Origin of the sequence: Phyllobacterium trifolii, assembly GCF_014192095.1 — a bacterium.
In the GTDB taxonomy this organism is placed as follows: domain Bacteria; phylum Pseudomonadota; class Alphaproteobacteria; order Rhizobiales; family Rhizobiaceae; genus Phyllobacterium; species Phyllobacterium trifolii.
Window position 1 is genome coordinate 265,369 of the sequence record NZ_JACHXN010000007.1, and the last position, 12,714, is coordinate 278,082.

Annotated in this window: 9 protein-coding genes and 1 pseudogene; 9 read left to right on the forward strand and 1 reads right to left on the reverse strand. The window is 56.2% G+C overall.

Annotated features, from left to right (window positions below):
• Positions 1–589: 589 nt before the first annotated feature.
• The 6 genes from FHS21_RS13420 to FHS21_RS13445 all read left to right on the forward strand — a co-directional run bounded on the left by FHS21_RS13420 (position 590) and on the right by FHS21_RS13445 (position 9,126).
• Positions 590–1,948 carry a tyrosine-type recombinase/integrase gene (locus FHS21_RS13420; protein ID WP_312879873.1) on the forward strand — a complete coding sequence of 453 codons (1,359 nt, stop codon included), beginning with the start codon at positions 590–592 and terminating at the stop codon, positions 1,946–1,948.
• The gene (locus FHS21_RS13425) at positions 1,945–3,471 is read left to right on the forward strand and encodes a tyrosine-type recombinase/integrase (RefSeq protein WP_183662232.1); all 1,527 of its coding nucleotides are present in this window, start codon (positions 1,945–1,947) and stop codon (positions 3,469–3,471) included. Before FHS21_RS13420 ends, FHS21_RS13425 begins: the two co-directional genes overlap by 4 nt.
• Entirely contained in the window at positions 3,468–5,828 is a 2,361-nt protein-coding gene (locus tag FHS21_RS13430; protein ID WP_183662234.1) for a hypothetical protein, read from the forward strand. The genes FHS21_RS13425 and FHS21_RS13430 overlap by 4 nt, the downstream gene beginning before the upstream one ends.
• The gene (locus FHS21_RS13435; RefSeq protein ID WP_183662236.1) at positions 5,821–6,276 is read left to right on the forward strand and encodes a hypothetical protein; all 456 of its coding nucleotides are present in this window, start codon (positions 5,821–5,823) and stop codon (positions 6,274–6,276) included. Before FHS21_RS13430 ends, FHS21_RS13435 begins: the two co-directional genes overlap by 8 nt.
• The gene (locus FHS21_RS13440) at positions 6,276–6,683 is read left to right on the forward strand and encodes a VPA1267 family protein (RefSeq protein WP_183662238.1); all 408 of its coding nucleotides are present in this window, start codon (positions 6,276–6,278) and stop codon (positions 6,681–6,683) included. Before FHS21_RS13435 ends, FHS21_RS13440 begins: the two co-directional genes overlap by 1 nt.
• 139 nt (positions 6,684–6,822) lie before the next feature.
• Entirely contained in the window at positions 6,823–9,126 is a 2,304-nt protein-coding gene (locus FHS21_RS13445; protein ID WP_312879874.1) for an ATP-dependent DNA helicase, read from the forward strand.
• Positions 9,127–9,861: 735 nt separating this feature from the next.
• On the opposite strand, the gene FHS21_RS13450 is transcribed toward FHS21_RS13445, so the two are convergent.
• Positions 9,862–10,434 (reverse strand): Panacea domain-containing protein, encoded by a 573-nt coding sequence (locus FHS21_RS13450; RefSeq protein ID WP_183662242.1) that lies wholly within the window; start codon positions 10,432–10,434, stop codon positions 9,862–9,864.
• 229 nt (positions 10,435–10,663) lie between these two features.
• On the opposite strand from FHS21_RS13450, the pseudogene FHS21_RS30675 reads away from it, so the two are divergent.
• From FHS21_RS30675 to FHS21_RS13460, 3 genes and pseudogenes are all read left to right on the forward strand, one after another.
• Positions 10,664–10,873, forward strand: a pseudogene (locus FHS21_RS30675) (3'-5' exonuclease); the annotation flags it as partial.
• A 272-nt stretch (positions 10,874–11,145) separates the two neighbouring features.
• On the forward strand, positions 11,146–11,592 hold the full coding sequence (locus FHS21_RS31530) for a thermonuclease family protein (RefSeq protein ID WP_183662244.1): 447 nt from the start codon (positions 11,146–11,148) through the stop codon (positions 11,590–11,592).
• A 64-nt stretch (positions 11,593–11,656) separates the two neighbouring features.
• Positions 11,657–12,418 (forward strand): hypothetical protein, encoded by a 762-nt coding sequence (locus tag FHS21_RS13460; protein ID WP_183662246.1) that lies wholly within the window; start codon positions 11,657–11,659, stop codon positions 12,416–12,418.
• The last annotated feature ends 296 nt before the right edge of the window (positions 12,419–12,714 follow it).

The window sequence follows — 12,714 nt, forward strand, 5'->3', positions numbered from 1 at the left end:
GTGGCTGTTGCTTTTTGCCTCGAAACCGCCGTTTGCCGCGGTAGCCTTTCCGGCGCAATAATGCGGTTTGGACGTTGCGAACCAGGCGGACGCGAAAACGGTGTGTGTTGAATGTGTCATTATTGGCAGATTACCGTAGCGGCGGTTTCGAGCCGAGATGAGATCTGATTCCGTTGCAGTTGGGAGGATCGTCTGTAGCAAGTCAATTATTCTAAGGTTATCCACACCAATCCACAGAAAAAGTAGGCGGCGCTTGTTCAAAATGAAATCTTGCACGCGCAACGCGAATCCTTTCGTAGAAATTTGTTTGAGAACTATTTGAATCCTTCAAGGTCTAATAAAAATAATGCGTTAGAATTTTTCTCTCGAGAAAAAGATAAGTTGCACTTTTCCATTTTTGGTCAAGCGAGGACCTATCTTGACCTCCGGCGGGCTCATCATCACGCTTGTGCGTAAGTATGCGGAGACGAGATGATGAAGTGCTATTTCCCTGATCCTACAAACCAGAAAATCGACAGCGTGCACGGTTCGCCTACTCGACCTCGAACGGTGAAACCGGGGGCTGTCGATGTGAGGCTTTGCCGCCCGTGTGGCTTTTTCAGTGCGACTTCATTTCTGCGCTGCGGCCCTAAGTCCGCCCCCGACGTCAAAAGAACAGCACGGTGACGATCGTTCAGACGACCGGAACATCCTGCCCAGCTTGAGTAACTTTAAGATTCGAAAGGCCCGTATGATGCCCGTGTCCCTGTCACGTTTCGGAATTGCTCCTGAGGCACTTGGAGGCCTTGTCTGCGTTCGACATTCGAACCTGCCGCGTTATTGGGCGACGATCTGGAGCGACGTCTTGAAAACCTCGCTCGAGCCCTCGACCCGCCGCCAACACCTATCCGCTTTGGATCTGCTTTATGATGCCGTCCAACGCCAGTGCGGGAGTGACTGTCTCGATCGGCTAATCGCCAAGTCCGATGCCGATGCACTCGAAAACTGCCTTCTCGGTCTTTTGGCTCAGCTGCGCAACGAGGCCGCCATCGCCGGCGTTGACAAGTCATCGACGTGGATGTCGGCGGTAAGCTTCGTGGCCGACATGCTTCGCTATGCCGGACACACTTCCGGTGTTCGGGCATCTGAAATCGAGGCAAGGCTCCTGAGGCTTGACACGCTGTACCGCCAGCTCACGCCAAACCCCGAGAGGCCAGCCCCGCCCATCCGCGCGCTGCCGCCCTTGGTGATTGAGGACCTTTACGAAATCTTCAGGCCGGATTCACCGCGTAACCCCTTCAAGACAGAGAAGCTCCGTTGGCGCAACCTCCTGATCTTTATGCTGCTGCTGCGCCTTGGATTACGACGCGGCGAAGCAGCCCTGCTGTATTCCAGCTCATTCAAGGAGGACTTCGATCCTGTTGCCGGCAAGATGGTTCACTGGCTGGACGTAGAGGAAACTGACGACGGTGATCCCCGTTACGAGCAACCCGGCTTGAAAACGAAATACTCCCGGCGTCAGCTTCCGTTGCCGCAGGAGATCATCGAGTTGGCACAACGATATATCCGCAACTATCGCGGCCGCGTGAATTATCCGCAGTTGCTGATCTCCCAGAAAGCCAAACCTTTGTCGTTGCGCACCCTGAGTGAAATCTTCGAGGTCGCGACACAGGCGCTTTCCGCGGAGGCCATCAAATCGTTGGAAAAACAGGGGCTTGAGGGCGTTTCCTGTCATGATTTCCGTCACACCTCGGCCGTCGTGCGCATGAAACGATACCAGGACGCCGGCAATGACTTGGACAAGGCCCAGGAGAAGCTGCGCGGCTTCTTCGGCTGGTCGGAGGAGTCAAATATGCCCCGCCTCTACGCCAAGGCCTACTTTGAGACCAGCCTTGCCGAGGTGTGGGACGAGAAGTTCGATCTCTTCGTTGATGCTCTGAGACGGGCGATTCCGGAGTCCGGCCAATGAATACTGCCAGATCCGACCTTGAGTTGTTCGCCGATATTACCAAGCTGACGGTAAGTCTCCCGCCGCTTCCGCCTGTCGTGCGTTACTTCGATGACTTTACCAACGAGATGCAATCACTCCGAAATTTCGCCGACAACCCTATTATCACCCTCGCCCTAGACGGCACTTCACATCGGATTGACTTTGTAGCTTACCACCATGCAGCGCTCGTCATGCGACACGTGGTGGTAGATTGGCTACAGAGACTTGATCCGCACACGGTCACTATAAATTGCAGGCGTGTCCATAGTTACATCTCACGGTGCGGTTTAGATTCTCTGGTCTATCTCGTTGCGGCAACGCCCTTCGACGCGCGGGCTCATTGGAACACCGTTGTTCTTTCGAGAGTCACTGCTGAGCAAAGCTGGGCACTGAGAGCGGTGCTCCATTCCCTTTGTCGCCTAAATATTGGTCACTGGACGCCTCCCGCCGCTTCGATCATCCGAGGTCTGAAAAGCCCAAAGGTCGATAGGTACCGTGTTGTTCGCATCGGCGACTGTTTCCTTCCGCTCGACCAGCAGGCCATGATTGTCAACCACATCGACAGCATGTGCGCGGCGTTGGCCGCCGAGCCTGCTGCAGTCGCAGGAACAGATTTGCGGGATGTCTGCATGCTCGGCATGTCGTACCAGTATGCGTTCCGGCCGGGCCAGATCGCCCGGGTTGAACTCGCGGACGTGAGACTTTTCTCGACTGGCGCGGTGCACGTTGCCGTGTCCCTCATCAAGCAGAGGGATATGAACAAGCGTATCCGCGTGACCAGGCGGGTCAAGCGGGAATGGAGTCCGTTGTTCAACGAGCTGGTCAAGCGCCGGGAAGGCGGAGCCATCCTGCCGGAGCAGGGCGTGCCCCCTCGCCTCTTCTTCGGTCTCACCCCTCACGGCGTCAGCCGCGCGATAATGGAATTGACCGGGTATTTGACCGACGAAGCATGGTCGCCGACCGATCTGAGGCACACGGCGGCGCAACGCCTTGCGGACGGCGGCATCTCCCATGCGGGACTGACCGAGTTCATGGGGCAGACCAGTGACCGCATCGCCAACGTCTACTTCGACAAGTCGCCCGCGCAGGCGCAGCGGATCAACGAAGCCCTGGCAATATCGCCAATCTATGCCAACGTCGCTAAGATCGCGAAGACCAAGACCATCGACAAGGCGATGCTGCTCGGCCTTCCTCCCGAGAAGCAGATCGGAGCTGTGCCGCACGGGATTCCTATCGCAGGCATAGGAGGTTGCGATCTCGGCCAGAACATCTGCATGAAGAACCCCGTGCTTTCCTGCTACACCTGCACTCGGTTCATGCCATTGGATGATCCCGAAATCCACGAAGAGGTCCTGGACAGCCTTCGTCCTGTGGTGACCGAGTTCGCCGCCGCGTCGCGCAACAACCAGCAATCTCCCGCCTATGCCCAGCTAAAGGGCACGCTCGACGCCGTTCGTCGGGTGGTCGAAGAGCTCAAGTCTGACAACGAGGATGAGGAATGAACCCGTTCTATGCGGAATACATCGCCACGGCCAAGAGGCTGGCTGCGGAGCGCAACCTCAACTGGAACCTCGTTTGTGACGATCAGGGGAAGGTTAGCAAAGACACTCGCTGGAACCTAACAGCGCTGGTTGGTATGTTGCCGCCACCCACGCTTTGGCTTGGGCAAATCGGTGTCGATCCAGTCGCGTTCCAAAAACTGAACGAGATCAGGTTGCGAATGAACCAGAGGGTTCTCCCGACTGGTCCGATGTCGCAATTTTGGCTCGATCTGTACCTGGCAGTATTTGTGCATCAGCTTCTTGTTCGCAAGACCAAGCCTCTAAGCGCAATGCAGATGGCACAAGGCATAAGACGGTTAGCGCCCGCTGCCGAAGACGCCCCGCCGTGGGCGGTCACGCCGGAGCAGATACAGCAGGCCTACAATGCGGTTTTGCACTCTGCGGATTCGGGGAAGCTGGCTCTCGACTTTGGAACCACGGTCAGGAACATCCTTGATGGGCAGAAACTTTCCGACGTTCCCGCACTTGTCCGGTTTTGCACCCCTTATCCGACGAACGAATCCCTTTCCGCCCAGCGTCAAGCTGAGACTCTCCGAAAACGCCAGAATGCCCATGGAGGAAAGGAAGGCCTCCGCCGCTCTCTGGCAGAAAGAAAATCCGCCGCGAAACTGCCCGACGAGCGTGCGTTCTGGGAGCTGGTGCGGATCGTGTTTACCGAGACGCCCCGGACATTCTCGGACGCGATCAGATTCGCGGCTTTCAAGGTCCAGATCATCATGGGGTTTCGCATCGGGGAGACGGCCAGCCTGCCCTTGGACTGGAAGCGGTGGGTCGAGTATCTTGACGCCGACGGACGTCCGGCCGGACACCGTGGCGGCTTCTCGCGCTCGCTGATGATCCGGCACTTCGCCGAGAAGCAGGAAGAGGACGAGCGGGCCGAAGGTCTGTCGTTCTACGAAAACACCCAGCATGTCCCGCCCATGTTCGAGGAGATTCTCGTCGAGACCCTTGACCATGTCGAGAAGATCACCGCGCCGCTGCGCGAACGGTTGAGACGGCAGACCGAAACGGGGCTTGTTTTTCCGGAGTATCCCGAGGACGCTCTTGTCTCGGCCTGGGAGATGTATGTGCGGATGACCGGGAATGCCGTCTTCTCGGACGCCGGCCTACCGCAAGAGCTGGTCCAGAGATACCGCGAAAGTTATGACCCGCAGCTCCTAAAGAGCTTTCGGAAACTTCAACTCGATGGCAAACCTGCCAGTCTGTCGGGATTCTGGACCAAGGTGCCGCAGCGCAGTATTCCGGTCAGAGCTGCGTCAGGCATCCCCTTTGGCGGCAGTATCGACTGGCGGTCTGCCCATGTCCGGGTTGGTGACGTCGAGCGGTATATCCGGGAGAACCGACTGACGAAGCGCTCTGATACGAGGCCGACGATGACGACGGATGGGAGATTGCTCTATCCGTACGACCTCATGTTCATCATGCCAGTCAGGAATCTCATCGAGGGCCGAAACGATGGCGTTCTCGACACGACGCTTTATTCAGCGGTGGGTCGGCTTGATGTCGAGGACCTGAAGACCATCCTTGGTGGATACGGCGGTGCCACCTGTATCTTCGCCCGATACGGTCAGACGGAAGAGGACCGGGCCTTGCGTATGAAGACGCATGCAGTTCGTCACCTCCAAAACACCGAGTTGTTTCGGCTGGGCGTCGCCGATACGATCATCACCAAGAAGTTCAACCGCCGCAGCGTCCAGCAAAGCGACGTCTACGATCACCGAAGTCTTGCCGAGGACCTTGCGGATATCGATCTTCCACCGGAAGCCGAGGAAATGCTCGGCGACAGGGCACTGCAGGTGTTCAAGATGATCACGGCCAACAAGGTGCGGGGTCCCATCGTCGAGGAGTTCCGTCGTGTTCAGCGCGAATACGGCGATGAAGCGGCCTTCGACTACCTCAATGCCGAGGCGGACGGCTTGCATGTCACGCCCTACGGCCTCTGCATGAACAGCTTTACCAGTGATCCATGCCCGAAACATCTCGAATGCTTCAATGGATGTCTGCATCTGTCGAGGACCAAAGTCGTGTCCGAACAGGTGCACCTCGAAAGGATGCGCGACAAGTTTGCCAAGGTGATCATCACCTTGGAAGCCCTGCCCCTAAACCGCCGCAACATTGGCTGGGCTAACCAAGTTACGCATGCTCGCATCCGCCATGACAACATCATAAAGGCGCTCGCCGCAGACCCCGGTATGCAGGTCTTCCCCGACGGAAAGGACTTGTCTGTGACGCCGGAGCAAAAGTTCGGCAACACGCTCATTGACACCATGAAACGTGTGAGGGACCTCGATGATTGAGAAGAACGAAATTCTCGAGGAGCTTGTGGAGGCGATGATCGCTGACAACGAGGGCATCACCGTGAGGGCGGTGTGCCGGCGCAGTGAGGGGGTCTTCAAGCACGCGAGCGATATCACCCGGAACGAAGTTCGGTCGAAGATAGTAAAGGTTGCGGTCAAAAAGCAGGAGACCATACGTGCCGCCATCGACCGCAGCAGCAAGAAATCCCGCGCCGAGCTTGAGCGTTTGGTGGCAACTAAGAACGCCGAGATCGAACAACTTCACGCCGAGAAGACTCTATTGATTGCTTCGCACCGAGCCATGATCCTGTCGGTCGCTGAGATGGGCGGCTTTCCCACCTGGAAACGCTTCTTCGATCGGTACGAATCAACCGTAGATAGTCTGGAAAAAATGGGCAGTCTGCCGAAAGTGGACGTCACAAGCCTGTCGTCGAGGCGGAACACCTGATGGCGCGTGGGAAGGGCAAGAGCGGCATCGAGGTCGCGCAGGAGCATGTCGACTCCCTTATTGAATACCTCGAGCAGCGCAAGGATCAACCGCTTCCCCGGTATGGCGTCGATCTTAATAAAAGCATCATCGCCAGGGAATGCGGCTTTGACCGACAGGTCTTCCGAACCAACCCCCGTTGCAATGAAATCCTGCGTGAAGCCGATGCTATAGACCGGAAGGCGGACATGACACGGCTTGAGCAGGCGGAAGCGATCCGCGAGCAAAAGGCAAAGACGGAGGGCGATCAGATGGCGCTGGAAGAAACCAACCTCCGGCTACTGGCCGAGAATGCCTCTTTGCTGCGGGAACTGGAGCGTCTGAAGAGGTTGAGCGCCGTCATGGCAGAGACTGGTCGGCTTCCATGATTGGGTTTCTGGAGTCTGGTCCTCGGAGCCGCGTCGTCGCGGTCCCTAAAAGTCATGGTGAGTGGCACGCAGTGAACGAGGCGCAGGGACCCGCGGCGGAACGGCGTGGGTGGCCGCAGTGAACGGAGAGTCGAGCACCGTGGTAGGGACCACTAAGCGACGAGGTGGTGCCGATGTTCAGACGAACCTGGTCCTTGGTGAGCGCTTTGAGCAGTCCGCAAGCTGGGAGCTTGCCATCACCTCCATTCACGAGAGCCGCTTCGGCGACCATGTGATCATCGGCCGCGATGAGAACGGCCATCTTCGGCGAGCGCTTGTTCAATCGAAGAGATCGCCGCGCGACCCGGTCGTCGGCGAGACCTGGCGGGTGACGGGAGAGATCAAGCCGCATCGTGACTTCGGTCCTCAACTCTATGCCGAAGTGTCGCTTCCCCTCGTTCCTAAAGGTCGTGCGATCATCCGCCATCTGGCGACGGACAAACGCTTTCCCGGCGTCGGATGGGCGACGGCGGATCGGCTTTGGAACGGGTTCGGCGAATCTATCTACGACGTCATTCGGGATCGGGACCTGAAAGCTCTTGCAGCGATTGTCGGCGCTGACCGCGCTGTCACCATTGTGGACGGCTTCGGGATGCTATCAGAGGAAGTTGAAGTCTTCCGCTGGCTCGACCGATATGGGGTGTCGCCCCGTGTCGCAGGAGCGGCAGCCCGTGTTTGGGGATTTGGCGCTATCGACCGGATCAAGGTCGACCCCTACACGATGACGCTTCTGGAGCCTTGGCAGGACGTGGATGCTCGAGCACTTCGGCTTGGTGTTGTCCTTGACGATCGCAGACGGATTGCGGCGGCCGTCGAGGAAGCCCTGGCCATCAGGTTCCGTGCCGGACACATGGCCTCCCCCACTCCGGTCGTGAAGCAACTGGTCCGCCGACTGCTGTCCCCATGGGAGGATGATCCGACGCGGGCCGTCGATGTCGCCCTTGCGACCGGGCGTGTAGTGTCTCCGAACCCCGAGACATTACAATCACGGGCGTGCAGGTTCATGGAGGATGAAATAGCGCGTCTGATCGCGGAGCGGGTTCGTCGGCAGCAACCGAATTTTGATGGAAAGCTGATTGTCGACGCCATTGCCAAGGTCGAGGAGGAGATCGGATACCGTCTGACGGATGCCCAACGCGAAGCGGTGTTCATGGCGACGTCCAGCGGCGTCAGTGTGCTTCGCGGCGGCGCTGGCACTGGCAAGACAACCGTTGTCCGGGCGATACTTGCCGCACTGGAGGCATTGCGGGACGATCTTCCAGCCCCACAAAGCGACGGGGTCGAACATCTGCAGGTGGCATTGGCGGGACGGGCTGTGAGAAGGATCGCCGAGGCGACCCAACGTCCCGCCAGCACCCTTTCCCGCCTGGTCCATGACATTGAGGATGCGGGTCGCCGCGTTCGGGGTGGAACCATCATCTTCGACGAGTCCTCAATGCTCGACACCCCCACCGTCTACAGGCTACTCATTCAGGTGTCTAACGAGGTCAAACTGATATTTATCGGTGATCCCGGCCAGCTTGCCCCGATAGGACCGGGTCTACCGTTCCATACCATGGTCAAGACGAGCGGCATCCCCTCGGTCAATCTGGACGTCGTTCATCGCCAGGATAATGCCACAGGCATTCCGGCCATTGCCTCAGCCGTCCGGCGGGGCAATCCTGTAGGTCTCCGGAGGTTCGACCCGAACGTTGCCTCGTCTCCTGGTGTCTATCTCTTCCCTGCCTCGAAGGAGGAGGTCGCGGCGAAGACCATAGCGGCGTTCAGGGCCATGTGCGGTCCTGTGCCCGCGAATGAGAAGACGGCGGCCCTGCACGACATGGACGTGCAGATACTCACTCAAATAAAGAACGGGTCCGCCGGGTCGAAGGACCTGAACCGTGCCATCGAAAGCGAATACATGGCCCGCCAGCGGAAGATCGAGAACTGGGGCCTGAGCGTCGGTTCCAAGGTTATGTGGCTGCGGAACGACTATTCGAAAGCGCCGCAGCTTGATGAAGCGGGCAATGCATTGATCGATAAAACGACAAGCCGGCCAATCTGCTGCGGATTCATGAACGGCTCCCTTGGCGTGGTGATGAGGCCCCACGCCAAGGGTGCATGGGTGAAGTTCGATGACGGGACTGAGGACGCAATCACTTCCGCCGATCTCGAAAAGCTGACTTATGGCTGGGCGATCAGCGTGCACAAGGCTCAAGGGTCGGCATTTCGCCGAGTGATCATACCGCTTGTCAATTCGAAGCTGCTCGACCGCACGATGCTCTACACTGCCATTACTCGTGGCATCGAAACTGTTGTGCTGGTCGGGAATCCAGACCACCTACACGAGATAATCGCCATGCCCCCAAAGGCGTTGGAACGAGGTAACTATCTGAGGTTGGAAAATGCGATCCCTGCAACCTGATGTTGTCGATGCTCACGTACTGCCAGCGTGCATCGACTGAGGGCGGAAAATGGCGATAGTTGATGCGCCGAGTGGGGTGCAGGAACTCATCGCGGAAATTCCGGAAGTGCGGACGGTCAAGCGTCGACGTGAAAAGACTCAATAGATGGGAAGTTCGCACTACGCTAAAGAGGTCGATGCCCCGATACAAATGTCCCGTTTCAGGGCGAGAATGCCTCGTATCGCGACTCCTGATATGTTTCCTCAGGCCAGCGGGCCGAGCGTTCCTTCGGCGGAGATTGACCTGCTTACGGTCGGAGACCCGCCCCACGGTGGCCGAAGAGCAAGCAAGTGAGCAGAGTCCTGCCAAGATGGCTAAGCGCAACCGACATATTTTTTAATCTTCCGAGGCGTTTGAATACTCTGACAAAGTCCTGCCAAGACACGAGCCAACACGTCGGCACTCACATCGGCCTTTGGTGTGAACTCTCCATTTTGAACGCCATTGTTCAACGTGTTGGCGGATTCGATACGGGATTTGCGGTACATGATCCACGATTGGTGTTTAATCCAATCATGATCGCCAGCCTGCAGGACACAGGCTGCATCGCACAGGCTGTTGGTCCACGTCGTGATAGAAACAATTACCTGATTTCCATTTGCACATGGATTGGTGCAAACGACGTGGAGATGTTTCCTCGACTCGTCGTTTCCTGGGCCCGAGGGAATGAGTAGCGTCCCTGCTTGGGCAACCAATTAATGCACCCGAGCGCGCTCGAAGGATTTATCTATCGCCCGGTGAGCCTTTGCTGTGTCCACGAAATCTTCAGCGTCCTCAACGCCAACGGCATGGAGAATCCGTTGCAACGGGATGACGGTGGAACCGCCATTAGGGTCTTCCCACTCGGGGATGTTTTTGGGATCGTGGGTCCATTCAACCAACTCCCATTGCGTCAATTGACCGAACTTATCCCATACCGCTTCGACGCATTGAATATCGGCATCACTTAGCTCGTCCAAATCGTCAATTGAAATGCCTTCCGCAGCAAGGGCTATCTTATGATTTTCCCTATCCTCAAGGAATTCAGACCAGCCACATTCGTCCAGATCGTATTCGCCATTGATGTGGCTGTACGTTGTCGAATTTACCGGACCTTTTGGCATGGAAACCCGCGTCTCATCCAAGATCGGGAATCCGAACCTTTGGATGCTCTCGCGGTCAATCAGGTAAACCAGCTTGACAGCTTTCAAGATATTTAGGGACTGACCACCACTCTTAATGATAAGTGACGCAATCAACTGCGCGGCTTTTTTGGGTTCGTAGCTCATTTTGCCCTCGTCGTGCCGTACAACACGATTCTTCATTATGCACGGTATAGCCTTTTCTAAGCTAAACGCAATAATGCGCCGCTACTGTGACCTCTAACTATTAAATGCTAGGTTCTGTTAACAAAGTGCATGCACGGCCGATTTTGTCTGATTGGTGCGACGAATGCGTCACCCGGCGAGCCCATGAACAAATCCTGTGTCATTCCAGTGCTGCTTGGGGGGGTGCGAACTGAACCGTATCGGTAAATCCCGTGTGTCACGAATGCATGGCGCACTTGAAGATGCGTATCTGACAGCAGCGCTTTACTTACATCAAAGTGGATCGACCCGACCTATTGCGCACGTCAACTCTTAATTCCCACCCAAGAATTTGAAGCCCCATCCACCGCGTCCGTTTGGTGAGTTACCTCGGCGGACCGCGCAGAAGCGCTCCGTCTAAAATAGCGTACTGCCCCGTAGTCGAACGACTTGACACGACGGCCTTGAATTTGTGTCTCCACTGATTTTGCCCACCGTTTAGATTGGTGACGCTGCAAAGTTTAGATAATTGATCAAAGGTATTTTATTGGTTGCTTGCTACATTCATCACGATGGGGGACAAATGAGCAAGCAGCCAAGACTAATTGTCGACAACGGGCGAAAGAAGAAGGGGGCACCCTCAAACTGGCGGGATGGGCTCAAGTATCAAACGAACCCCAAGAAGAAAAACGTTTGGGCAGCGACGGCCGTTCTCATCGGAACAATCGCATTTCCATTTGTGACCCCACTTATCATTCCCCAAAACGCTTCTGCCACAGCAGTTGCATTCGTTGGGCAAGCCATCAGCAGACAACAGCTGTATGTCGTCGACGGAGATACCATTCACTACAATCGCGAGAAGAGAAGATCCGCATTGCCAACATCGACGCTCCCGAGATCAGTCAGGCAAAGTGCGATTCCGAGCTGAAACGGGGCTTGGAAGCGAAAGCCGCCCTCAAGGAACTCATCGCCGGCAAAGAATTCAATATTGCACGTGGTGACCCGAAGACAGGCAGGATGACCGACAGATACGGGCGGACACTCGCTCTGATCTCGGTCAACGGACGTGATGTCGGCAACACACTCGTACAGCGTCAGCTGGCACGGAAGTGGACTGGTAGGCGAATGCCTTGGTGTTAGGCAACGAGCCTTTCGCAAGCAGAACTATAAGCCGCAGCGCGGCATTAAATTACCTGGAGCTTTTATGACGAGACGCTCAGTCAAGAACAGCTATCAAGCTATTTTGTTTTCCGTAGCTTTTGTAGGAGGAACACTGTCAGCAGCTTCGCAAAACGCCGTTGTAACTCGCGATTTCATAGCTTGTGCGACCGTGGACGTCCTTCTGGAAGAGAGATCCACAGGTGAAATGATTGCTGACTTTTGTGGATTCTTTGCACCCGGCCAGCATGTGAAGCTGATGCATTCGAAGTCCTCTGAAAAATACCAATTTTTCGAGGTTGAGTATGATGGCGAGGAGTCAGAAGGACCACCTCAATTTGTTACGGAAAATAAGCCAGGTCTCTTCAAAGTGTCGAGGGCCCCAAATGCCAAACTCGACACTATCTACACCGAGGTCAGTCGGTGTCGGTCCTTAGACAAGGGTCCCGATGAATACGTTCATTTATGCGAAGGCCCCACTGGTATAGCCGCTGTCCTGCACTATGTTGACGGAAAGGCCATCATTGTCTTTGGGAGAGGTGGTGGCAACCGAGGCGATGAACTCTCTGGAACACCATTCAATGCAAACGACGCCCCAATCCCCGTAGGCGGTTCCGACAAAGTCTTTGGCCCCAAGATTGAATGGATCCTGAGTTCAGGAAAACCTTGCGCTGCCATCCTTAGAGTGTCCACAAACCAAGGGAGCAGGCTCATCACGACTGCGATTGGCCCAAGCAAGGGACGTTTGTCCACTACCAAGGAAAACGAAGCTGCTCGTATGGCCGCTGCGGCGACGTGTGCGGGTTGAGGATACATCGGTTGGCGACCGGATGGATGCCATGCCGAACGGTCCATTCTTGACAACGCAAGTCACGGCTCTCCAAAAACCTGCGCTTGATTTTGTCCCCTCACTAACCATCTTTCTTGATCAACATCCCTAAATTGATCAGTTTTGGCACGCGTAAATCACACCAATTGTGCAATCCTGCACCCTTGGTAGTATCGGCGTTGACCTGCTCCCCTTTGTGTCCGCATTTATAAGTTAGCTCTGTTCTGGTTTTGGCCTTTTTCGGACCGGGTTGCGAACTCATAGGGTGTCATGCC